General features: G+C 50.9%; 22 protein-coding genes. 6 read left to right on the top strand and 16 right to left on the bottom strand.

Annotated elements, in window-relative coordinates:
• Nucleotides 1–3 precede the first annotated feature (3 nt).
• The 3 genes from ASF12_RS16550 to ASF12_RS16540 all read right to left on the bottom strand — a co-directional run bounded on the left by ASF12_RS16550 (nt 4) and on the right by ASF12_RS16540 (nt 3886).
• On the bottom strand, nt 4–1674 hold the full coding sequence (locus tag ASF12_RS16550; RefSeq protein WP_056036703.1) for an ABC transporter permease: 1671 nt from the start codon (nt 1672–1674) through the stop codon (nt 4–6).
• A 92-nt stretch (nt 1675–1766) separates the two neighbouring features.
• The gene (locus tag ASF12_RS16545) at nt 1767–2852 is read right to left on the bottom strand and encodes an ABC transporter substrate-binding protein (protein ID WP_056036701.1); all 1086 of its coding nucleotides are present in this window, start codon (nt 2850–2852) and stop codon (nt 1767–1769) included.
• Between the two features lie 59 nt (nt 2853–2911).
• Nucleotides 2912–3886 (bottom strand): ABC transporter ATP-binding protein, encoded by a 975-nt coding sequence (locus tag ASF12_RS16540; RefSeq protein ID WP_056036699.1) that lies wholly within the window; start codon nt 3884–3886, stop codon nt 2912–2914.
• Between the two features lie 220 nt (nt 3887–4106).
• Between ASF12_RS16540 and ASF12_RS16535 the strand changes: the two genes are divergently transcribed.
• Both ASF12_RS16535 and ASF12_RS16530 read left to right on the top strand, forming a co-directional pair.
• The gene (locus ASF12_RS16535) at nt 4107–5030 is read left to right on the top strand and encodes a LysR substrate-binding domain-containing protein (RefSeq protein WP_056036697.1); all 924 of its coding nucleotides are present in this window, start codon (nt 4107–4109) and stop codon (nt 5028–5030) included.
• Between the two features lie 87 nt (nt 5031–5117).
• Nucleotides 5118–5981 (top strand): hypothetical protein, encoded by an 864-nt coding sequence (locus tag ASF12_RS16530; protein ID WP_056036695.1) that lies wholly within the window; start codon nt 5118–5120, stop codon nt 5979–5981.
• A gap of 138 nt (nt 5982–6119) precedes the next feature.
• On the opposite strand, the gene ASF12_RS16525 is transcribed toward ASF12_RS16530, so the two are convergent.
• The 7 genes from ASF12_RS16525 to ASF12_RS16495 form a co-directional block, all read right to left on the bottom strand.
• Nucleotides 6120–7796 carry a ribonuclease J gene (locus tag ASF12_RS16525; protein WP_046231290.1) on the bottom strand — a complete coding sequence of 559 codons (1677 nt, stop codon included), beginning with the start codon at nt 7794–7796 and terminating at the stop codon, nt 6120–6122.
• A 126-nt stretch (nt 7797–7922) separates the two neighbouring features.
• Nucleotides 7923–8234, bottom strand: coding sequence for a hypothetical protein (locus tag ASF12_RS16520; protein ID WP_155973208.1), 312 nt, complete (start codon nt 8232–8234; stop codon nt 7923–7925).
• Between the two features lie 110 nt (nt 8235–8344).
• Nucleotides 8345–9409 carry a histidinol-phosphate transaminase gene (hisC, locus tag ASF12_RS16515; protein ID WP_056036691.1) on the bottom strand — a complete coding sequence of 355 codons (1065 nt, stop codon included), beginning with the start codon at nt 9407–9409 and terminating at the stop codon, nt 8345–8347.
• 97 nt (nt 9410–9506) lie between these two features.
• Complete coding sequence (locus ASF12_RS16510; RefSeq protein ID WP_162241903.1) at nt 9507–10175, bottom strand: YIP1 family protein; 669 nt, start codon at nt 10173–10175, stop codon at nt 9507–9509.
• Nucleotides 10172–10699 carry a GNAT family N-acetyltransferase gene (locus tag ASF12_RS16505; protein WP_056036687.1) on the bottom strand — a complete coding sequence of 176 codons (528 nt, stop codon included), beginning with the start codon at nt 10697–10699 and terminating at the stop codon, nt 10172–10174. The genes ASF12_RS16510 and ASF12_RS16505 overlap by 4 nt, the downstream gene beginning before the upstream one ends.
• A gap of 81 nt (nt 10700–10780) precedes the next feature.
• Complete coding sequence (locus ASF12_RS16500; protein WP_063892570.1) at nt 10781–12373, bottom strand: helix-turn-helix domain-containing protein; 1593 nt, start codon at nt 12371–12373, stop codon at nt 10781–10783.
• A gap of 170 nt (nt 12374–12543) precedes the next feature.
• Nucleotides 12544–13539 (bottom strand): ABC transporter substrate-binding protein, encoded by a 996-nt coding sequence (locus ASF12_RS16495; RefSeq protein WP_235533189.1) that lies wholly within the window; start codon nt 13537–13539, stop codon nt 12544–12546.
• A gap of 409 nt (nt 13540–13948) precedes the next feature.
• On the opposite strand from ASF12_RS16495, the gene ASF12_RS16490 reads away from it, so the two are divergent.
• From ASF12_RS16490 to ASF12_RS16480, 3 genes are all read left to right on the top strand, one after another.
• Nucleotides 13949–14995: a fatty acid desaturase gene (locus ASF12_RS16490; protein ID WP_056036685.1), complete on the top strand. Its 1047-nt coding sequence runs from the start codon at nt 13949–13951 to the stop codon at nt 14993–14995.
• 124 nt (nt 14996–15119) lie between these two features.
• A complete protein-coding gene (locus ASF12_RS16485) occupies nt 15120–16268 on the top strand; it encodes a sensor histidine kinase (RefSeq protein WP_056036684.1) in 1149 nt (382 codons plus the stop codon).
• The gene (locus ASF12_RS16480) at nt 16265–16864 is read left to right on the top strand and encodes a response regulator transcription factor (RefSeq protein ID WP_056036682.1); all 600 of its coding nucleotides are present in this window, start codon (nt 16265–16267) and stop codon (nt 16862–16864) included. Before ASF12_RS16485 ends, ASF12_RS16480 begins: the two co-directional genes overlap by 4 nt.
• A gap of 88 nt (nt 16865–16952) precedes the next feature.
• On the opposite strand, the gene ASF12_RS16475 is transcribed toward ASF12_RS16480, so the two are convergent.
• The 3 genes from ASF12_RS16475 to ASF12_RS16465 are packed head-to-tail and all read right to left on the bottom strand — an operon-like array spanning nt 16953 to nt 19357.
• Nucleotides 16953–17855 carry a MetQ/NlpA family ABC transporter substrate-binding protein gene (locus tag ASF12_RS16475; protein WP_056037080.1) on the bottom strand — a complete coding sequence of 301 codons (903 nt, stop codon included), beginning with the start codon at nt 17853–17855 and terminating at the stop codon, nt 16953–16955.
• Between the two features lie 54 nt (nt 17856–17909).
• Nucleotides 17910–18575, bottom strand: a complete 666-nt coding sequence (locus ASF12_RS16470) for a methionine ABC transporter permease (protein WP_056036680.1) — start codon at nt 18573–18575, stop codon at nt 17910–17912.
• Nucleotides 18572–19357 carry a methionine ABC transporter ATP-binding protein gene (locus tag ASF12_RS16465; RefSeq protein WP_056036678.1) on the bottom strand — a complete coding sequence of 262 codons (786 nt, stop codon included), beginning with the start codon at nt 19355–19357 and terminating at the stop codon, nt 18572–18574. The genes ASF12_RS16470 and ASF12_RS16465 overlap by 4 nt, the downstream gene beginning before the upstream one ends.
• 398 nt (nt 19358–19755) lie before the next feature.
• Between ASF12_RS16465 and ASF12_RS16460 the strand changes: the two genes are divergently transcribed.
• Nucleotides 19756–21111 carry an LLM class flavin-dependent oxidoreductase gene (locus tag ASF12_RS16460; RefSeq protein ID WP_056036677.1) on the top strand — a complete coding sequence of 452 codons (1356 nt, stop codon included), beginning with the start codon at nt 19756–19758 and terminating at the stop codon, nt 21109–21111.
• 138 nt (nt 21112–21249) lie between these two features.
• Here ASF12_RS16460 and ASF12_RS16455 read toward each other — a convergent pair whose 3' ends face one another.
• The 3 genes from ASF12_RS16455 to ASF12_RS16445 all read right to left on the bottom strand — a co-directional run bounded on the left by ASF12_RS16455 (nt 21250) and on the right by ASF12_RS16445 (nt 23686).
• Entirely contained in the window at nt 21250–22191 is a 942-nt protein-coding gene (locus ASF12_RS16455; RefSeq protein ID WP_056036675.1) for an ADP-ribosylglycohydrolase family protein, read from the bottom strand.
• A 57-nt stretch (nt 22192–22248) separates the two neighbouring features.
• Nucleotides 22249–23061, bottom strand: coding sequence for an inositol monophosphatase family protein (locus tag ASF12_RS16450; protein ID WP_056036673.1), 813 nt, complete (start codon nt 23059–23061; stop codon nt 22249–22251).
• 151 nt (nt 23062–23212) lie between these two features.
• A complete protein-coding gene (locus tag ASF12_RS16445; protein WP_155973205.1) occupies nt 23213–23686 on the bottom strand; it encodes a hypothetical protein in 474 nt (157 codons plus the stop codon).
• Nucleotides 23687–23839: the final 153 nt, after the last annotated feature.

Genomic DNA, 23839 nt, shown 5'->3' with positions numbered 1-23839 from the left:
CAGCTATTCCACTTTCTGTTGTGAGCTAAAAACATTCATCGCCAGCAGCAGCACCGTCGTGACGCCAACCGAGATAACAGCCATCGCCATCCCCATCGACACCTCTCCCTGCTCAAACTGGGCAAAAATATACGTCGCCGACGTTTTCATCGACGGCGGCAGGACGAGCAGCGAAGCCACCAGCTCCCGATTGGATATCGTGAACGTCATCATCCAGCCCGCCAGCATGCCGGGCAGCAGCAGCGGCAGCAAAATCCGCCGCAGCACATAAAGCCTGCGTCCGCCAAACACTTGTCCCGCCTGCAGCAGCATCGGGTCGATTTGCCCGTAGCTCGCTTTCACATATTGCACGGTATAAGGCAGGAACAAAATAACATATGTCAGCACGACCATGCCGTACGTATTGTAAAGCGGAATCGGCATCCACTTCGCATTCCATAACAATATCAATCCTACAACGATGACGATGCCAGGTACCGTATTCGGCAGCAAGCTGAACAGATCGACCAGCTTCTGCCCCGGCGTACGCGAGCGCTGCACCGTCAAGGCAAACCACGTGCCCAGCACGACAGCAATCGTGGAGGCGACAATCGACAGGCCGAAGCTGTTAAGCAGCACATCCAGACTGGAAGAGCCTGGCGTAAGCAGCTCCACATAATGCTGGAGCGTCAAATTGTCCCATGCGAGGCCTACGCCGCGCAGCTTCAAGAGCGATGCCGTAATAATCGAAAAATACGGAATACCGATAGAGGCAAGGAGCAACACCCCAATGTACAGCGAGCACAATATCCGGCCCCAGCGGCTCATCGTTGCTGTCTGCTTGATAGCGCCCTTGCCGCCGACTAAGCGATACGAATAGCGGCTGCTAATCGTGCTTTGGATATACCACATCACAAGACAAGCCGCGAGCAGCACCGAAGCAAGTGAAGTCGCCTTGCCAAAATCAATCGGCCAGCTGGAAATATATTTATGGATTTCCGAGGTCATAACGTAAAAGCCGATTTTGCGCCCGAAGGTGGCGGGTGTGCCAAATTCGGCAATCGTTTTTACAAAAATGAGCAGGCTGCCCATGACGTAGCTGGACAGCAGCAGCGGCAGAACGATGCGCCGCAAACGGTATAGGAAGCCGCCGCCATGCACCGCCGCCGCTTCCTCCATGCTGCCGCCGATTTGCAGCAGCGCATTGCGCAGCAGCAAATACAGAAACGGAAATAAATGCAGGCTCATAATCGCCACCATGCCGCCAAAACTGAAGAAGGCAGGCGTGATCGCCTTAGAGGCTGGAATGAACTGCTGCATGTAGCCATTCGTCTGCATGAACAGCATCCAGCCCATCGACCCGATGTAAGGCGGCGTCATGAAGGGGATAAGCAGCACGATATCCAGCCACTTGTGGCGGCGCAGCGGCGTCTTCGCCATGATCCAAGCGAGCGGGAAAGCAAGCACTGTCGTAGCCGCGATAACGCATAGTCCGAGCCAAATCGAATTGAACAGCACCTCGCTAAGCTCGCTTTGCCTAATGATTTGCAGCGGAGCAAGCAAATCGAGCTTCTGGTCCGTATATAAGCTCGTGCCGAATACAATCAGCAGCGGCGCGAGCACCAGCATGCCGAGAAGCGCCAGCGCCAGTCCCATGCCGAGCCAAACATAGTTTTTGAATAAAGAGGATTGCATCGTCAGACCACCCGTCTATTACCTGTTTATTGCCAGCACCGCCCGATACCTAATGCCTTAAGGCAGCAGATATCAGGCGGCTGGTGTTCGCTTTATTTAAACAATTGGGTAAACTTCGTCGTTACGCTGTCGCTATTTTCGTTCATCCACTGCCAGTTCACGTTGAAGGTAGGAATTTCGTCCACACTTGCGCGATCCTTCGCTTCCACATCCGAGCGGCCTGGGAGCAAATACGCGCCAGTAACCATTTGCTGAGCATCATCGGAAAGCAGATAATCGATAAAAGCTTTGGCATTGTCGGCGTTTTTGGTCGTGCCGACAATAGCAGCCGGACGCGGGCTAATGACGCTGCCCTCTTTTGGATAAACAATATCCACCGGCTCGCCAGCCGCTTTCGCTTTGTACGCCATGTAATCGACGCCGGCAGCTACAACGGATTTCGCTCCTGTAATGACTGGATCAAGCGCCTCTTGATTCGCTCCTGCCATCGCTACGCCGTTTTGCTTGTAGCTTTCGAAAAGCGACCAGCCGCTATCGCCCGATGCGCTCAAATAGCCGGAAATAAAATCAAGTGCGGAGCCAGACAAGGATGGATCTGGAATGTTGACCTTGCCATTCCACTCCGGCTTAGCCAGATCCGCCCATGAAGCTGGAGGCGTCTGTACAAGCTTAGTATTATACACAATGCCAAGGGCAGAGGCGCTGTAGCTGAAATATTGTCCGTCTTTATCCGACCAGTCGGCAATTAGCTTGTCCGCATTAGCCGCTTCCGGGTAGCTCATCAGCATGCCTTCCTCTTTCAGTCCTTGCATCGCTGGAAGCGACGCCAGTACAAGCACATCAACCGCTGGATTCGATTTTTCCGCTTCCATGCGGGCCAGAATTTTGCCCGTTGTGCCTTGGAACATTTCAACCTTCACGCCGGTCTTCGCTTCAAAGCCTTCCTTAATTTTGTTCGCAAGCCCTTCTGGTCCTGCGCTGTATATAACTACGCTGCCGCTCAGTTTAACCTCTGTTTGCTGCTGCTGCTCTGCTGCTGCAGATGCGGCTGGTGCCGAAGGTGACGCAGACGCCTCACTGCTTGCTTGTCCATTGCTTGCTGCTGCTCCACAGCCTGCCAAGCTGACTCCCATAAATGCGGTTAAAGCAAGCATCATGCCTTTTTTAGCTAAATTCATTGGTAGGGCCTCCCGATTGTTCTCATTTTTTTATTTGTCAAAACATGTAACCCACTCGTTTAGGACACCACTTCATGCACATGCTCCGGCGAGGCGTAAACCTGCACCTTATCGCCAACGAGCAGCCTCGACGGAGAGTAGGCCGTCCAAATGCCCAGATTCTCCTGCATCTCAAGCTCTACCTCATAGCGGTCGCCCATGTAGCTGGCATGCCGCACCTCCGCCTCAAAGCGGTGGTCCTCCGCATCCGCCTCCCGAAAGCGCACATGCTCCGGCCGCAGCATCCACTTGTCCTTCATCAGCCAATTCGACTTGCCGATGAATCGGGCGACGAACGGATGCTCCGGGGCGCTGTATATTTGCTCCGGCGTCCCCTGCTGCAAAATTTCGCCGCCTTGCAGCACGACAACCTCATCCGACATGCTCATCGCCTCCGTCTGGTCATGTGTGACGTAAAGCGCCGTCACGCCAGCTTCCTTCACCAGATGGAGCAGCTCCGCCCGCATCTCATCGCGCAGCAGCGCATCCAGTGCGCTGAGCGGCTCGTCGAACAGCACGAGCTGCGGCTTCATAACGATCGCTCTCGCAAATGCGACGCGCTGCTGCTGTCCGCCCGACAGTTGATGAGGATAACGCTTCTCCATGCCCCCAAGACGGACGGTCTGGAGCGCGCCCAGCACCGCTTCCTGTAGTCCAGCCTTCATGCCGGCAGCACGGAGGCCGAAGGCGACATTTTCAAACACCGTCATATGCGGCCAAAGCGCAAAGTCTTGAAAAACCATTCCGAATTGCCTTTGATGAGCCGGCCTATTAATCCGCTTCACTTTGGAATAGTAGCACTCTCCATTCACATGAATCTCGCCGCCATCCGGCGTTTCAAGTCCTGCGAGCATTCGCAGCAGCGTCGTTTTGCCACAGCCTGACGGGCCGAGCAGCGTCGTAAAGCTGCCTTTGGCAATCGATAAGTTGGAAGGCCGCAGCGCGTGAACAGCGCCGAAAGACTTTTCCAAATGATTCATTACGATATGTCCCATATGCATTAACCTGCCTGTCTATTAAATGACTGGCGGAGCAGGCAGCCGAGGCTTCCTTGTCCGCTAGGCTTTAAGCTTGACCTCAGTATAGCCTCCGACTATTCGTTGTTTATTTGAGCTGTGTAAATGAAAGATTAACTTTTTAGTGGATTTGTTTTAACATTCATCGAATTTTTCTATGCTACTTTTATAAGTATCCGATAGTAGGAGGCAACCGCCTGTGAATTTATTGAAGCTGAAAATTATTGAGCTGCTCGACAAGCATAAGAAAATTACCCCTGTTGCCCACGAGCTGGATCTCAAGCAGCCGACCATTACCTATCATATGAAAAGCCTGGAGCAGGAAATGGGCGTCAAGCTGTTCGAGGCGCGGGCGGATAAAATGCTGCTGACCGCACCCGGCAAGGCGCTGCTTCATTATGCGGTGCGCATCAATAAGCTGGCGCAGGAAGCCGAGCGCGTCGTTATGGAATATGGCAGCCTGGCCCGCGGAAAGCTGACCATTGGAGCGAGCTACGTCCCGGCTACCTATGTGCTGCCGGAGGTGCTGAGCAATTTTTCCAAACACCATCCGGGCATTGAAATTTCCGTGCTGGTGAAGCCAGCGCCTATTATTAAGGAAAAGCTGTGGAGCCATGACATCCATCTTGGCCTCATCTCCTCCGAGCCGTTCGAGCAGCCCTCCTTGTCCACCCATAGCATTTGCGAAGATGAGCTGGTCGTTATTTTTGCTCCTAATCATCATCTCGCAGCTTATGAGACGCTTAATCCGGGTCTTATTGCTACGGCCAATTTTGTGCTTCATGGCGAGCAGTCCAGTACGCGGGAAATGACGACAAGATGGCTGAACAATCACCGCATTGACCTCATTGGGCCGATTGAGCTTGATTCGATTGAAGCCATCAAGCAGACGGTGCAGCAGGGCGGACATATTGCTTTTATTTCGGAGCTTTCCGTACAGGAGGAGGTTCGAAAGGGACAGCTGCTTATGCGGAAAATCCCCAATACCCGTTTTCAGCGCTCGATTTATTGCTGCTATAACAAGGATCGCTATGACTCCCGGCTGACCGAACAATTTATTGATACCCTCCATAGAAGCTTTAAAAATTCTCCGACACCATCCATTAATTATTGGAAAAATTAACATAATCCGTTTCCATGCTTGATTCCTCGCGAACAATGGCTCCCTAAAGTAAAGGTTGTAGGTCCATTATGAAGAGGAGATGAGATAATGAAACATTGGTTAACGAAAGCAGGAACGATGGTTTTGAGTGCGACGCTGCTGCTGTCGGCATTCCAGGCACCGGACACCGTACAGGCAAAAAAGCAGGAAGCGAATATGGTCCCATCCTATGAGGTCAAGCTGCTGCTGGATTCTACGCAGGTATTGAACAGCAATTTGACGCTGAGTTCCGCTGTTGCCTCCCAGTTCAATCTGACTACTTCGAGACAAACCAATGTGGAATATTTCGATACCAACAGTCTTGGTCTGGATGATGCAGGCTGGAACGCACGTTTTCGCAAAAAAGAGGATAAAAACAACTACGAGCTCACATACAAAAAACGCTATGCTGTGCAAAATGGCAATATTGACGCGGCGCTGACGCTTGCAAACACAGAAGGCTTTGACATTTCGGATGACAATTACAAAGCGGAGATTGATTGGGGCTACAGCAAGCAGACGCTCAGCATGTCCGTCGATAAAAAGGTAAGCCAATCGCTAAACGGCGCGCTCGGACTTCCATCCGAGTCAGCCGCCCGCCAAATGCTGCTCGACGAGCTGCCAGGCAAGCTGAAAAACTGGGGGACAAGCAATTGGGGCAAGACGCAGCTGCAAAACTCGCGTGCATACGGCCCTATCCTCACAACGAAGCACACAGGCACTTGGAATGGCCTTGAGGTAGACGTTGAAATTTGGCCAATCCGCAATGCTGCCGGTACAGGCATTGAGCCGATCGTGGAAATTTCCTTCAAAACAGATGAATACAGCATCGCTAATACGAACCGTACCGCGCTCATTAACAGCTTGAACAACCTCGGCTGGCTCGTGCCGGCAGATGGACTGAAAACGCAGCTTGTATTGGAACGTTATTAAGACCGCAGCTCTAAAATGAACGCAAAGAAGACCGTATAGCCGCCTGATGAAACAGGCCGGTTATACGGTCTTCTTATTCATGAATCTATTCAATGATCGGCTCACTAAGCAAAGTGAAGTGGACTGGTTAGGCGCCGATTATACTTCCATGATGATCGGAAGAATCATCGGCTTTCTTTTCGTTTGCTCATATAAGAATCGTCCGAGCGCGTCTTTTACATTAGATTTTAGCGTCGTCCATTGGTTGACATTATCGCTAATTGATTTAGTAATGGTGCGGGATACGATGCGGCCTGCTTCGTCGAGCAGACCTTCCGATTCACGTACATAGACGAAACCGCGCGAAATAATATCCGGACCTGATTTAATCGTTTTGTCCTGCTTGCTGATCGTTACTACGACAACGAGAATGCCGTCCTGCGACAAATGCTTGCGATCGCGCAATACAATATTGCCGACATCGCCAATACCTAGGCCATCGATATACGTATTGCCTGACGAAACTTTGCCCGCTTTGCGTGCTTGGCCATTCGCAATCTCGACCACCTCGCCGTTATCGACAAGGAAAATATTTTCCTTCGCAACGCCTACTGCTTCAGCAAGCTTCTTGTGGTGAAGCTGCATCCTGTATTCGCCGTGAATCGGAATAAAATATTTCGGAGCCATCAGGTGAAGCATCAGCTTCAGCTCTTCTTGGCTGGCATGGCCAGATACGTGCATGCCTGTAGCAGCGCCCTGACCGTAGATCACGTTCGCTCCAAGGCGGAACAGCTCGTCTACAGTACGGCCAATGCTCCGCTCGTTGCCTGGAATCGGCGTTGCGGAAATGATGACCGTATCTCCCTCCAGAATTTCGATCTGGCGGTGATTGGAACGCGCCATGCGCGTAAGCGCCGACATCGGCTCGCCTTGGCTGCCCGTGCACAAAATGACGACCTGATTGTCAGCATAACGGTTCACTTCATTCGTTTCAATAAGCATCCCGTCTGGAATATTCAAATAGCCTAGCTCAGAAGCAATCGTAATCATATTGACCATGCTGCGGCCAATAATCGCCAGCTTGCGGTTCGTTGCGACACCCGCGTCGATAACTTGCTGCAAACGGTATACGTTCGATGCGAACGTCGATACGATAACACGGCGCTCTGCTTTGCGGAAAGCGTCTATGAAGTTCGCTCCGACGTTTCTTTCCGAAGGCGTAAAGCCCGGACGCTCTGCATTTGTACTCTCCGATAGAAGCGCCAGCACGCCCTTGCGGCCAATTTCAGCCATGCGGTGAAGATCAGCATGGTGATCATTAACCGGCGTCTGATCAAACTTGAAGTCGCCTGTGTGTACAACGACACCTTCAGGCGTATCCAGTACAACACCGAGGGAATCTGGAATACTGTGGTTCGTACGGAAAAAGCTTGCAGTTAGCGTCCCGAATTTCAGCTCGGATTCCGCATGAATCAGATGTCTTTCCGTTGCGCCAAGCAGGCCAGCTTCCTTCAGCTTGCCTTCGATCAGTCCCATTGTCAGACGACTTGCGTAGACAGGCAGGCTAAGCTGCTTCAAAATATAAGGTAATCCACCGATGTGGTCTTCATGGCCGTGCGTAATAAGCAGCGCTCTGACCTTGTCCTTGTTCTCGATTAAATAAGAAATGTCCGGCACGATAATATCGATGCCCAGCAGCTCTTCATCGGGAAACTTGGAACCGCAATCAATGACAATAATATCGTTAGCGTATTGTACTGCGTACATATTTTTCCCAATTTCACCTACGCCGCCCAAGGCAAAAATGGATAGTTTGTTTTCTGTTCTGTTATTCAAAATAATCCTCCTATTTTATAAGACTGACGACGATTAATATACATCAAACTAAAAAGATCCGAACCAGTCACTTGTCACCATTATAGCACGAAAATTTAATAAAAAGGAAATAGGCTTATTCGCCTTTTATTCCTTGTTCATTCGACCCAAAATGTAAAGCAAGCCTTTAACAAACATTCCCATAAAAGCCGATGCGGCCACCGTGCATAAATTCAGCCCGTGAATATAAATAACGAGCAAACCTCTGGATGTCACTTCATCGGATAAAGGGAACAATAGCCCGAGCCCATACGTTAAAATGACCGTAACGGGTACCCAAAGCACCGGAATAAATAGCGGAAAATACCAATAGCGTCCGCTAAAGCTTCGAACGATGGCTATCGTATAAAATACGCCAATCAGGACCAGCAAAGTAATTACGCCATTCAAAACCGTCATGCTGTACGCTGTCGCATAATACAAAGTATTGCCGATTAACGAGAAAATTAAGCTAAGAAGTATTACCCTCCGCATAGCAGGGCCGAACGACGAGCGATTTTCCTCGGTCATTACGACTTTACAATATCAGCGATTACGTTAAGAAAAACATCCATTTCCTCATCCGTACCAATACTTACCCGCAAATATTGATCAATGCGAGGCTGCTTGAAATACCGAACGAGTACGCCCTGCTCGCGCAGCTTTTGAAAAAGGTGTTCCGCCGCTTGGTCAGGGTGGGAAATGAATAGAAAATTGGCTGTGGAATCGGTCACGACAAAGCCGAGTTCCCGCAGACGCACAGCCGTCTGATCTCTAGTCTGATTCACTTTGGCCGTAATCTCCTGGAAATAATCATCATCTTCTATAGCGGCAACAGCACCTGCAATCGCTAAGCGGTCGATTGTATAGGAGTTGAATGAATTTTTCACACGATTAAGGCCGTCGATAAGCTCCTCGCTTCCGATTGCCCAGCCTACCCGCAAGCCGGCAAGCGAACGCGACTTCGATAACGTCTGAATGACGAGCACATTCGGATAATCGGCAACTAGCTTAACGGCCGATTCGCCGCCGAAATCAATATAAGCTTCGTCAATGATGACGACTTGGTCGCGGTTATGCTCAAGTATCGAGCGGAACTCGTCAACTGGAACAAGCATCGCTGTCGGAGCATTCGGGTTCGGAATGACAATGCCGCCATTTTCACGCATATTAAATTGCTCCAGCGGCATACGGAACTGCTCATCCAGTTGAATTAAATCCGCCTGCAGCCCGTAAAACTCGGCATACACTTTATAGAAGCTGTATGTAATATCGGCAAACAGCACCGGCTTTGCAGGATCGAAGAATGCTGCGAAAGCAAACGCCAGCACCTCATCGGAGCCATTGCCTACAAAAACCTGGCTCGGGGAAACTTTAAAATAAGCAGCCAGCGACTGCACCAGCGCTCCGCTCGTCGGATCAGGGTATAAGCGCAAATCCTCATTAGCCGCCGCTTGGATCGCCTCGATCACCTTCGGTGAAGGCGGATATGGGTTTTCATTCGTGTTGAGTTTAATGTATTGCTTATCCTTTGGCTGTTCGCCCGGCACATAAGGTACTAGCGATGCCGCAAGTGGGCTCCAGAACTTACTCATGAGTCAAGCTCCCTTCTTTTCGATTAACGGCCCCTGCCGTTTGTCCGCTTTATTCATCCTCATTCAGCATAAAACATTTTGATGCCGAATGCATCCACTAATTTGCGATTATGCCAATGACTAAAAAAGGCAATACAAGAATCATTACAAGTACGATTATAGCTACCGTAATAATTAATGAAACGCCAAGTGCGCGCCAAGCCGAAAACTGATGGGCCTCGCCGACCGCATGCAGCATAATAATGAACACCCATATGCTCAAGACAATTTTGATAATAGCGAACAGCAGGCTAAGAGTCATCAGCACGCCGCCTGGAAGGTCAAGCCCTGAGGCCAGTCCACCCGAATATACAAGCGTATCGGTAAAGCTCCCTCTTCCTAATAGCACAAACTGCGGAATCCAAAGCAGTCCGATTAATACGGAAGGCGCCAAAACGCCACGGGCAAATGCAATGTACATCTGATGCCTGGTGGCAGTGCCGCCGAACCATGAGCCCACCCATTTATACAAAACGCCGGATAAAAATAATCCCCCGATTCCAAGCGGTGCGCCAACTAAAACCGCCAGCAGCAATATCAAGCCCAAATAAATATGATTACCCCACGAATTATCCGCGCCGGTATCCAAAAACTGAAAGATGCCGCTGAATAAAGCAATTACAACAAGCGGCCAGAATGGTCCCGGATGTTTGAGAAAATGCCTAACCGTCTGACGGGGATGAATCCATACGCGAAACCAATATTTCCAATTTCCTTGCTGCATCATTTTTCCCCTTTCGTCCTTTCTCCAACGCGGAGCCCCATAATAACCAAATCGCGCTCCACCCCATCCAGCTCCGCCACTTTCGGCATGTACGCCCATTGCTCAAAGCCGAACTTGCCGAGCAAGCCAAGGCTAGGAGCATTGTGGGCAAAAATAAAGCCGAGCAGCGTCCGAATATGCAGCGCCGGACATGCCTCAAGTGCATGCTTCAGCAGCATGCTTCCCAATCCGCGTGCACGGTGCTGCTCCGCTATGTAGATGCTGATTTCGGCTGTCGCCTGATAAGCAGGACGGCCATAAAACGACTGAAAGCTGAACCAAGCCAGCAGCTCTCCGTCCTCTTCCACCACCCAAAGCGGCCGAGTATCCGGCGCATGCTCGTCAAACCAAGCCTGCTTCGCTTCTACCGTTGAAGGCTCCAAATCCGCTGTCACCTGGCGCGACACAACCGTTGAATTATATATAGCTACAATGCCGGGCAAATCCTCTTGCACAGCATCGCGAATTCGATACGTTTCCTCTGCCATAAACCGCTCTCCTTTGGAGCTGCGAGGAAATTAGCGGTACTTTATTTCGTCGCAGTCTCTTAGCGTCATAATATCACCAGTTTAACACAATACGCGCAGCACATCGTCGATTTTTCGATGATGGGACAGCACGCCATAATTCATCCACGACAAAAAATCGACCTCATGCACGCTGCCGTTGCGCACAGCGGGCAGCGACCGCCAGAGAGGCGAATGCAGCAGCTCGATCTGCCTGCCTGCAGTCGGATCAATTGTAATAAACAAATGGTCAGCGTCAAGCAGCGCCAGCTCCTCCATCGTCAGCTCAACGAACCGCAGCCCTTTAGCCAGTTTTTCTACGAGCAAATGCGGGCTCAGTCCTAAATCGCGGTAAAGCACCGGGCCGGTGTAGCCATGGTCAGGACCGCCATATAACTGCACTCTATCGGCTGACAAACGCAAACAGGCGACCGTCTGCCGCTTCACCACCCGCAGCAGCTTCGCCTTTGCGGCTGCTGCTTTATTTTCATAATCAGCAATAACAGGGCTTACTTCCTCAGCCTTCCCGAGCAAATCCGCAATGCTGTGCAGCGTTGTACGCCATTCCTCGCCTTTATAGGAAAGCTGAATGCTCGGAGCAAGGCTGGTGAGCTTGTCCATGCCCCAACGTTCAATGCCCGTATCCATCAAAATAAATTCCGGCGCAAAGCCAGATAATGTCGCTTCGTTATCGGTGACCACATTAAATTCTGGCACATCATCGAGGCCAAGATATTCCTGCCGCCCCCAATGATCGTGGGTGAATTGCATAATGGGCCTAACGCCAAGCGCCAGCAAATAATCCTCGATGAAAGGGGCAAAGACCCGAATATTTTCCCGCTGATGGCGGCGATATTGGCCCGGTGTAAGGCCAACCGACTGCTTGAAGCGGCGGCTAAAATAATATTCATTGCTGTAGCCGACGCTTTGCGCGATGCTGAACAGCCGTTCATCCGTGCTTGCCAGCAGCTTTTTCGCCTGCTCCACACGTACGCCATTCAAATAATGCAGCGGAATTTCGCCTGTCAGCTCCTTGAATAGACGGGAATAGCGCCAGCGCACGATGCCTGCATGGTCAGCAAGCTTGTCTACCGTCAGCTCTTCCCGGAAGTTTTGCCGAATATGGGCAATGGACTGTTCCATCGCTCGCCTTTCGCCGCTTTCTGTGCGCAGAGGCAAGTTTTGCTGCATGATGAACAATAAAAGCTGTTGAAACCGGATATCATGACGGAATGCCTCCAGCTCGTCCTCCACGTCCCGCTTATCATGGAGCGCCTGCAGCTCACTCATGCAGTAGGAGAAGGGCTTGCAGGATACCTCGCCCAGACATGGAAAGGAGGCTTCCCCCGGTTCCGCTCCAATTCCATCAAAGGCAATATAGTAGAACGACACCCCCTCTTCTCCGCCCTCAAAACCACCAGCTGCAAACTCCATCCTCGTACCCGGGCCAAAAATAAAACAGGCTCCATGGCCCAGAGCATGCTGCTCTCTATTCACGTACAGCGTTCCCGATCCACCCGTCACTATCATGATGATATGTTCATCAGCGGTGGGCAGCACCTGCTCCTGCCCATTTTTTACGTTCCTATATTGTATCGCAGCCAGCCTATAGAAAATTGCATGGCGCAGCTGCGGCTTATTCTCCTCGTTGCTCACTTCATATCCCCCTTAGGATGTTTTGGCAAACAGCACGCGTTATGCCCGCACATGCCGAAGTAAATGAGAATGATTTTCACAACTAGTATAAATGAAAAAAGAAAGCCCATCAATGCACCGATGGGCCTTCCCTCTTTATTTCTTGAATAGCGCACTTGCTAGGGCGCTGCTTATTTCACGAACATTTTCAAAATATCATCAATTTTCATCGAATTTGCTGTTATCGCACCAGATTGCCAATACGATCTCTCCACCCGGTGTACATGCCCTGCCTTCACTGCGGGAATAGCCTTCCACATACTGCTGTCCAGAAGCTTCAGCGCTTCCTGATTTTCAGGTGAATCCCAAGTTCCGTTGGACAGTAAAATAATAATGTGGTCGGCATCCAGATCCGGTAAGCTTTCTTCTGTTAAAATCTTTTGAAATTCCTCCATATCCTTCGACCATGTATTTGGTGTAAGACCCAACTGGGAGTATAGAGAGCCAATAAAACGGTTGTTCACACCGAACAGCGCGAAGGTACTATCATCGACATTCAAACGTATGACCGCTACGGACTCATCGCCAAGCGCTGTATTGAGCTTGTCCTTGGCATCGGCTATTTTCTGCTCGTAAGCATTAATCACCGTTTCTCCCTGTTCCTTCATATTCATTACATCTGCAATGGTGGTCAAAATCGCTTTAGAATCAAACAAAATATTTTCTGGCAGCCGGTAGGTAGGCGCTATTTTAGAAAATAAATCGTATTTGGCCTTGTCTGCCCAGCCGTCCAATATAATCAAGTCCGGCTCCATATCAAGCAGCACTTCAATATCGCCCGTAATATCAAACGTCGGCAAATCCAGCTTCAAATATTCCTGCGTTCCCCAAAGCGGGTGATACCACTGGACAACTGGCGTTACGCCAAGCGCCGTCAAATAGTCCTCCAAATAAAGTGCCGCTACGCGCTTCGGATGCGCCGGAACTGTTACCTCGCCAAACTCGTCCTGGAGCACTCGCGTTTCCGCTTCCTGCTCCGCAGCTGCCGGCTCCTCCGCTGCCGCAGGAGATGGGCTAACAGTGGCCGCTGCATCGCTAGCCCCCTTATTAACAGCTGTCTCGCCTTGCGAACCGCAACCCGCGAGCGCTATGATAACGGCTAACGCCACTAACATGAGCGCCGTCATTTTACTTTTAAACCTCTTTTTCCCCCATCGCAACATCTCTGTTCGACTCCCCTCTAAATCAGTGATTATCATTATCAAACAACTTGATCAAGTGTAGCCCATCGCCCGTCCTGCCTACAATGCACATACGCTACAATTTTCTTATACAAACGCTATCGCCACGGCCTATTCGCCTTGCTCCCATCCATCCAATAGCCCTCTATCCATTCCATTCCCTGCAAAATTTTTGTTAAAAACATGCATTTATGGGCATGCAGCCGCGCTTTCATATGACATATGTCATATAGCTGAACTGACGTTTATGACTTATGGCGCATGACGTTTCTCTTTACAATATAAATATAGCTAGCAGGATGCAGGCACCTTGAACAAAGGACGTACATCCCGTTATTGAAGGAGGAGCTTCATTATGGATCAGAAAGCCAAGCAAGCGAGCTTGAAAAAGAGCCTTGCCCCTTACGAAAAAGTGAATATGAAAACCAGCATACAACAATTAATCAATACTTTACTCCCACTCGGCTTTTTCTGGTACGCGGCGTATGTCGTCATGCCGATCTCCTATTTGCTCACGATCGTTTTTTCCTTAATTACTGCAGGCTTTGTCATTCGGACCTTTATTATTTGCCATGATTGCTGCCACGGTTCTTTCTTTAAGAGCAAACGGGCAAATGCTATCGTCGGCACGATTACAGGGATCATTACCCTCGTCCCTTTCCAACAGTGGAAATACAGCCACTCCATCCATCATGCAACGAGCAGCAATCTCGACAAGCGTGGTATTGGCGACATTTGGATTATGACCGTAGATGAATATATTGCAGCAACGCCTTTGCGCCGCCTTTTCTATCGGATTTACCGCCATCCGGTCGTCATGTTTGGCCTTGGTCCGATTGCCGTGTTTCTGATCCAATACCGTTTCAACCGTAAAGGCGCTAGACGTCAGGAACGCCTCAACACGTATTTGATCAATGCTTCAATTGTTGCTTTATATGCAGGTCTTAGCTGGCTTCTGGGCTGGCAGGCATTTGTCATGGTACAGCTGCCCGTTATGTTTCTCTCTGGACTGTTCGGCATTTGGCTGTTCTACGTCCAGCATCAGTTCGAGGATACGTATTTTGAAAATGAAGATGAGTGGAGCTACGTGAAAGCAGCCGTCGAAGGCAGCTCCTATTACAAGCTTCCCCGTCCATTGCAATGGATTACCGGCAACATTGGCTTCCATCATGTGCATCACCTGAGCCCGAAAGTGCCTAACTATTATTTGGAGGATGCGCACAACTCCTCCGTTCCCCTTCAGCAGGCAACGACAATTACTCTTAAAACAAGCTTGACTGCCTTGCGTTTTCGCCTGTGGGATGAAGAGAATAAAATGTTCGTCAGCTTTAAAGGCTTGAAGCACCGTCTGCGCAAGCCGCGTGCGGCAAGCACCAAGCTCGATACTCGGCGCGTAGGCTAGCAGGTACGAAGATACAAGCACGAAAGAGGCTGCGCGGAATCAAATGCGCGAGCCTCTTTTATGTTAAAATAGCTTCAAAGCAGCTCTCATTGCTGCAACAGCGATTTAAAAAGGCGGGACGCATATGCAAAAATGGCATCATATTTTTCATAAAAATACGGGAATCAGCCCTTATGTTTGGGTCGTTTTCTACATCCTGCCCTTCTACTTTATTTTCCGCAACTCATCGCCCTACCAAGCGACGTCCGGCATTGTGATGATCGTTTTATTTTTCATCTGTTATATGCTTTCCTTCGTATCCAAGGGCTGGCAGGTTTATTTCTGGACCAGCATCCAAATTATTATTTCCATTGCGATGACGCTCATGTTCGGTTATGTGTATTTCTCGATTTTTCTCGCTTATTTTATCGGCAATATCCAGAACCGCATCGGCTTCTTTACGCTGTATTCCATTCATATCGTCACGACCTTCCTGAGCATCAACTTTGGGCTGGCTGTGCAAAATCCGGTCTTTCTCGCCCAGTTCCCCTTCGTGCTCATTAGCTTGATCGGCGTTATTCTGCTTCCGGTCAATACGTACAACCGCAACAAGCGGGACAAGCTCGAAGGGGAGCTTGAGCATGCCAACAAGCGGATTTCAGAGCTCGTCAAGCTGGAGGAGCGGCAGCGGATCGCCCGCGACCTGCATGATACGATTGGACAGAAGCTGTCGCTTATAGGGCTGAAAAGCGATCTAGCGGGCAAGCTGATGCAGAAAAACCCCGCCAAGGCGCAGGAGGAAATCGATGATGTGCGCCAAACGGCGCGCACCGCTCTCAAGGAAGTGCGGGAGCTTGTCACCGAAATGCGTGGAACACGGCTTGAGGATGAGCTTTTTCGGGTAAAGCAAATTTTGAAGGCTGCCGATATTCAGCTTCTGGTAGAAGGCGATCCGGCGCATACCGACACTTCACTGCTTGCCGAAAATGTCGTCAGCATGTGCCTCAAGGAAGCTGTTACTAATATCGTCAAGCACAGCTCCGCCACCAAGTGCCTGGTCGAGATTGAACCGACCCGCACAGAGCTCATTGTCCGCGTTCAGGATAATGGCACGGGCATTGCTACAGGCGGCAAGGAGTCGCGCAGCTATTACCGGGGAAATGGCCTTAGGGGCATGAAGGAAAGACTGGAGTTTATTAATGGCAGCCTGGACATTATTTGCGGAGACGGCACGATGCTCGTCATTAAAGCGCCCAATGTCGTCCAGAAGCCGGAAAAGGAGCCCACGCTATGATCAGAATTGTTATCGCCGAAGACCAGCGGATGCTGCTGGGGGCACTTGCTTCCCTGCTTGATCTGGAGGATGATATGACCGTGGTTGGCAAAGCTGGCAACGGTGAAGAAGCGATCACGCTCGTCCAGCTTCACAAGCCGGACATTTGCATTATGGACATTGAAATGCCGGTCAAGAGCGGGCTGGAGGCAGCGGAAGAAATGCGCCAGTTAGGCTGTAAGGTCATCATTTTGACCACCTTCGCCAGAAGCGGCTATTTCGACCGTGCGCTCAAGGCCGGCGTGTGCGGCTATTTGCTCAAGGACAGCCCTAGCGAGGAGCTGGCGAGCTCCATACGCAGCGTCATGACAGGCCGCCGCATTTATGCGCCCGAGCTGGTGGACGACGCCTACGGGCAGGAAAACCCGCTCACCGAACGGGAGAAGGAAGTTCTCGGCCTCATCGCCGACGGCAAAAATACGAAGGAAATCGCCGACCAGCTTTATTTGACCAATGGCACCGTGCGCAATTATATTTCGGTCATTTTGGATAAGCTGGGCGTGAGCAATCGAATTGAGGCGATTACCCGTTTTAAGGAGAAGGGCTGGTTTAAATAAAAAAGCATGTTCTTTCCCGCAGCAGCGGTACGGAACATACTTTTCAAGGGTTCGCCGAGCTTATCTTGCCGTTTGGCCTCTTTTATTTTTAAAAAGCTGGCACAACCGCCACGCCGTATTTGTCCTGAATGAACTTTTTCACCTCGGGCGACACGAGCACCGCATCCAGCTTCTTAATTTCTTCGCGGTTCTCATCCCCGCTGCGGACGACGATAATGTTGGCGTAAGGCGATTCTGCATCCTCGCGGAACAGCGCATTGTTCGGATCAATGCCCGCCTCCAAAACCAGGTTCGTGTTGATAATGGCGCCATCTACGTCAGGCAATACCCTTGGCAAAGTTGCAGAATCCACTTCCTCAAACTTGAGATTTTTAGGATTGTCTACGATGTCCTTCGGCGTTGCCTCGTACGTATTTTCCAAGCCTTCCTTCAGCTTGATCAGCCCTTGCTGCTCGAGCAGCACCAGCGCCCTGTATTCATTCGAAGGGTTGTTCGGAATCGCAATCGTTGCGCCATCCGCAATGTCACCCTTCGCTTTCAGCTTCTCGGAATAAAAGCCAATCGGCTCGACATGCACCTTCGCGGTTACCGCAAAATCATACCCCTTCTCCCCTTTAATCGAGTCCAGATACGGAACGTGCTGGAAGTAGTTCGCATCGATCTGCTTCTCAAACAGCGCCGGATTGAGCTGGCCTTCATCATCGAGCACAACGACTTCCAAATTAACGCCCTGCTCCTTTAGCAGCGGCTTAACGAACTCCAATATCTCAGCATGCGGCACTGGAGCAGCGCCTACTTTAAGCGTTACTGCCTCTTGCGGGGCTGCCGAAGCGGAAGCCTCCGGCGACTGGGTCGACTCGGCAGGGCTTGCGGCTGCACTCGCTTCCGGCGAGCTTGCCGGGGCATTATTGGCTGCGGTACCGCAGCCAGAGACAATAAGGCTGAACATAAGAATAAGGGCGGATATAAAGGTCCATTTCGTTTTTTTCATCGTTTTCATGGTTACTCTCCTGCTTTCTCTATTTAGGTTTGAGGGCCGCTATAGCTACCCTAGATGACGCTTTTTCAAAATCGCTTTAGCTACGCTATCGCCTGACAGCTGAATCGCCTGCACTAACAAAATAATGACGATAACAGTCGCAATTAAAATATCTTCGCGGAACCGCTGATAGCCGAAGCGGATCGCCAGACTGCCAAGTCCCCCTGCGCCAATCGCTCCTGCTACCGCTGTAAATTCCGTAATCGCAATGACAGCGATGGTCATCCCCCGCACAAGCGCCGGAAGCGCTTCGGGAATCAGCACGCGGAATATAATGGTTAGCGGCGTCGCTCCCATCGCTTTGGCCGCTTCTATTTTGCCCGCGCTCACCTCCTTTAAGGAGTTTTCAATAATGCGGCCTAGAAACGGCGAGGCCCCAATCGATAAAGCGACGATGGCTGCTGTCGGGCCAAGCGAGGTGCCTACAATTAGCCGGGACAACGGCAGCAGCAGCACGATTAAAATAATAAAGGGCAGCGAGCGCACGCCATTAATCGCCGTCCCAATGATTTTATTGATGATCGGCGCCTCCAAAATGCCGCCCTTCTCGCTGACGACTAGCGTAATGCCTAGCAAAATGCCAATGATTAAAGCAAATACCGAAGACCAAGCAACCATATACAGCGTCTCCAGCAGTCCCTCCCATAGCAGCTCGAACAGATCATCTCTCATATTCCTGCTCCCAGCCCCTCCATGATCGACCGTTTGTCACGATAATAATCGATGATGCTGACGAAACGCCGGGCGGTGTAGCTGACGGGGTTCATAAACAGCTTGTCGACCGTCCCTGTCTCGACGATAGAGCCATGCTCGATGACCGCCATATGGCGGCAAATATGCTGAAGCACATCCAGCTCGTGTGTAATTAAGACGATAGTCAGCTTCAGCTTGCGGTTAATATCCTGGAGCAGCTCCAAAATGGAGTAGGTCGTCTGCGGATCAAGCGCCGAGGTCGCCTCATCGCTGAGCAGCACATCCGGCTCATTCACAAGCGCCCGGGCAATGCCCACCCGCTGCTTCTGGCCGCCGCTGAGCTGGGACGGATACATATGCTCCTTGTCGGTCAGCCCGACCAGCTCCAGCATCTCCCGCACGCGCTCTCGAATGAACGGCTTTGGATAACCGGCCACTTGAAGCGGAAACGCGACATTTTGAAACACATTTTGTGAATCCAGCAAATTAAACTGTTGAAAAATCATTCCAATCTTCCGCCTAGCCAGCCGCAGCTCCTTGCCAGACAGATCCGTCAGCACCTTGCCGCCAATTTCGATCGAGCCCGAATCAGGCTCCTCGAGCCGGTTCAGACAGCGGATCAATGATGATTTGCCTGCCCCGCTAAAGCCGATAATGCCGAATATATCCCCCTTATCAATCGTCAGATTAATGTCATTCAAGGCGGTAATCGTGCTGCTTCCGCTTGTATAGGTTTTGTGCAAATCCTTTATGACGATCATGCGGAAAAACTCCTCTCCTCCCTGATAAGGTGAAACGGCTGTCACCTGTCACCGTCCTTTGGCGGCGCGGCGCGTTTCAGTCCGAGAAATATAGAGAAAGTATGGCGAAATCATATACTTTCCTATATTTAAATAAAAAAAACCAAACTTCAGCACCGTTCAATCTGCTCGGTGGAGAGTTTAGTTTCCAGTGTTCTGGTCAACTAGTTATGGGCTGATCGCCCAAAAACCAACTATTCCTATTTGATTTATAAATTTAAAGCAATTGCCTGGCGGTGTCAACTTCTTTTTTTGGCAATAATCGGGATTGACGCTAGAAAATGAAGGTGATAAATTAAAACAAACTATTCCACCCTGTTCACTTAATATTATACATATTTATCGAGGAGGAGCTTGACATGTCCCAACAAACTGCGGGAAAAAGCCGGCAAATAAAATTATCCGCTTATTTGGTTGGCACTGGCATGCATGTGGCGGGCTGGCGCCATCCCCATGCACAGCCGGATGCCAGCATCGACATCGACTATTACCGGAAGCTCGCCCAAACCGCTGAACGCGGGAAATTCGATATCGCTTTTATCGCGGACAGCCTGGCGATTAATGAGCAGTCTCATCCAAACATACTAAGCCGGTTCGAGCCGATTACACTGATTACGGCTTTAGCATGCGCCACGACGCATATCGGCGTAGTCGCCACCGCCTCAACCTCTTATATTGAGCCGTTCAATTTGGCTCGGCTGCTTCTGTCTGCCGATCAGATCAGCAAGGGGCGGGTTGGCTGGAACATCGTCACTACACGGGATCTGTCAGGGAATACGGCACGCAATTTTGGCCGGGATGAGCATTTCGAGCATAGTCTTCGCTACAGGCGGGCGGAGGAATTTCTCGAGGTCGTGCAAGGGTTATGGGATTCTTGGGAGGACGATGCCTTCATCCGCGACAAGGAATCAGGGCAGTTTTTCCACAAGGAGAAGCTGCATCGTCTTCAGCATCAAGGCAAGTTTTTCTCGGTGGAAGGGCCGCTAAATATTAGCCGCTCGCCGCAGGGGCATCCTGTGCTCGTGCAGGCCGGAAACTCTGAGGCCGGGCAGGACTTCGCCTCGCGAACGGCGGAAGTCATTTTCTCTATCAAGCACAGCAAGGAGGAAGCACAGGCATTCTATCAATCGTTTAAAGGGAAAGCTGCTAAATGGGGGCGCGCACCTGAGGATATATATATTTTGCAAGGCATAGCGCCGATTATTGGCGATACCGAGGAGGAAGCGCGGGCGAAGCTTAAGGAGCTTGAAGCGTTGATTACAGAGGAGCAGGGCATCGGCTTTCTGGCGGATTATTTTCAGGCAATCGATTTCTCTGGCTATACGCTGGAATCACGCGCTCGCGAGGTCGGGCTCGACCGCATTAAGCTGAACAAAACGGACTACCTCAAGCACCAGCCGGTTATTGCAAGGGAAAACCCGACGCTGCGCGAGGTGTATTCCTTTCTCACAGGCTCGTTCAGCGGGGAACATCTCGTCGGCACCGCCGAGAAAATCGCGGACACTTTGGAGGAATGGTTCGCCGAGCAGGCGGCTGACGGCTTTATGCTCATGGCTCCGCTGCTGCCGGATGGGCTGGAGCTGTTTGTCGACCTTGTCGTGCCGATTTTGCAGCAGCGCGGCCTTTTCCGCACTGAATATGAAGGCGTTACCCTGCGGGAGCATTTTAACCTGCCGCTGCCGCGCAATCGCTTTACTAAAGCAACGAGCCATTAATACGCAAAACCGCCGCCCCCAGGTGGAGCTAAGGGAATCGGCGGCGGTTATTTATATTTGGGGCTGGGGAACGGTTATGCAAAGTTAAACAAAGAAAAACAAGTCAATCTGTGGGAGCCTAGCCAGCCCCAAATAACCCTATCGCTTTGGCTCCGCAAGCACTTCGTTAAAGCTGTTGCATAGCTGAAATAGCTCATCCGCTCGCGCAAGCTGTTCCAGCCAATGCGAGGGAATGGACGACAGACCATAATAGATGCCCGCAAGACCGCCTGTTACCGCACCTGTCGTGTCCGTATCCTCGCCCAAGTTAATAGCGCGAAGTACTGCTGCGGCGTAGCTGTCGGTCGTCAGCAGGCTCCAGACGCTGGCTTCCAGCGTGTGCATGACATAGCCTGACGAAGCAATGCTGTCCTCCTTCAGGCTTGCCAGCTGCCCGCTAAGCAGACGTTCAAAACGATCCAGATCGCTGTGGCCCGCATAAAACAGCTGGATTGTCCGATTCGTTGCCGCATAACTCTCCTGCGGGCTGTGGCCCTTCAACAATTGCACGGCATACTCCGTGTAATAGACACAGGCCATAATCGATATAGGATGCCTGTGGGTTAGCGATGAAACCCTGCCAACCGCAGCCGACCGTTCCTCTATGCCAGCATCATGCATCCAATAGGCCATCGGCAAAATACGCATCAATGAACCGTTGCCATTGCTGTATTCGCCGCTGCCGCCCGCCAATTCAGGCTCTGCCCCACGCGCAAGACGGTCGATCGCCTCGCTAGTCGCTATGCCAATATCAAATACCTCGCCATGCGGCGTCCAGCGCTCGCCCCGCTTCCATTCCACGAAGCGGCTCGCAATATCATGCACCTCTACGCTTTTGCAATAAGCAAGGCTCTCCACCAGACATAAGGTCAAGGACGCATCATCCGACCAAGTGCCCGGCGGCTGCTGATGCGAGCCATAACCGACCATGTCCGTTAAAGGTGCTTTCTCTAGTGCCTTTCGATTGCAAAACTCCACAGGAACGCCTAATGCATCCCCAATACAAAGCCCTATTAACCCTGCTTGAATAGATAGATTCATTTCGTAAACCTCCTGCTGCTGCCAGCTTGGTCTAGCGGTTTCGTAAATCAGCTTCGCTTACTTCCCAACAAGACCATTATGCACAAGCCCGCGAAAAAAAGGCAAATGCTGCGGATGGCATGCAATGAGGTATGGCTCACTGCTCATGCCCGCGAATGGCCTGCCATCATAGTCGGTAATGACGCCGCCAGCCTCGCGCACCATAAGCATCCCCGAATAAAGATCCTCGCCCTCCGAGTTGTACAAAATAATCGCATCCAAATCGCCCTTCGCCAGCATGCTCCATTGCAAAGTAGGCGCCCACAGCCGCATCATTCGCTTCGTGTTTGCATCAATATGCTGGCGCAACCTTACTGCCCGCTGCTCCTGCTGTACTTTATGCCCTTGAATCCAGCCGACCGTCGCTCTCTTGAAGGGACGCGGCTCGCCCATTCGAATGATTCGCCCATTGCAGCGAAAGCCGCCGCTTGCCACCGCCTCATACAAGCGGTCCGTCAGCGGCTCATAAATGACCGCCATAACCGTCTCGCGCTGATACATGAGCGTAATGGATACGGCAAATAACGGCATCCCGACCGCGAAATTATTCGTCCCATCCAACGGATCAACCAACCACAGCCAGTCACTGGCCAAGCGGTTGTCCCCCGCCTCCTCCGAAATCACTTGATGTCCCGGAAACGCCTGCTTAATTTTGCCCAAAATGATCGCTTCCGCCCTGTGGTCGGCTTCGGTCACCAAGTCGCCAGATTCGTCTTTATGCTGAAAGGCACTGGAATCCAGCTTTTCAAAAAGCTTTTTCAGCAGCGCTCCCGCCTCCCTCGCCGCCAAAGCTGCCACTCGCTGTGCTTCTCTTACGATCGTTGTATCCAAATGTAATCCCCCTATTTCGTTTATTGGTTGAACTGGACACCCAGCATCTAAGAGAACAAAACAAAATCCTTCTTGCAGATCAGAAGGATTTCATGGTTGAAACTATTTCCGGACTCCTATTTCGAATAGAGGCAATGAATCCAAACGGCACCTACGTATTGTTGTTTTGATCAGGGCCTGTAGGCAGATTGGGCAGTGGAGGCGGCGTCATATTGGATTGCGGGTTCGCGCTTCCAGAGTTGAACGGGCTGTTAATTGGGCTGCTGGACGGGCTAAAATTGGACTGCGGCCCCGGCGCATAGCCGTTTCCTGCTGGCCCCTTCGTTAAATCCAGCTCTGTCTTCTCTTCGACGATCAGCTCCAAGCCGCCGAATTTCTTGGCCAATACGCCATACAGCAAAGCAATAAGCATGCTAATTGCACCGTAGATACCAATTAGAAAAACCGGCATTAATGTATAGGTTATACCGAGGATCAAGACGGTAGGTTCCCCAGTAATCAACCCTACCATTAACAAGCCAATTCCTAATAAAAATAAAAGGGCAGAAGGAATAATCATCATATACGCCGTCGCTTTAAAAGCACTGACCGTACCTATCCCTTTAATTTCCAATTTTTTCATCATTTCAGCTCCTAGTTATGTTTTTGTGCTTTCTTTTTTTCGCAGCAGCCACTAGGTAAAATTCACCAAAAAGTGACAAATTCCTGCTTGCAGCTCAAAAAAAGCAAAAAGCCGCGAACACCACCCATAAGGCAGGCATTCACGGCTTATCCTATT

The sequence above is a fragment of the Paenibacillus sp. Leaf72 genome (assembly GCF_001422685.1).
Lineage (GTDB): Bacteria > Bacillota > Bacilli > Paenibacillales > Paenibacillaceae > Pristimantibacillus.
The sequence above is the reverse complement of the archived record's forward strand: the minus strand, read 5'-3'. Positions and strand labels throughout refer to the sequence as shown.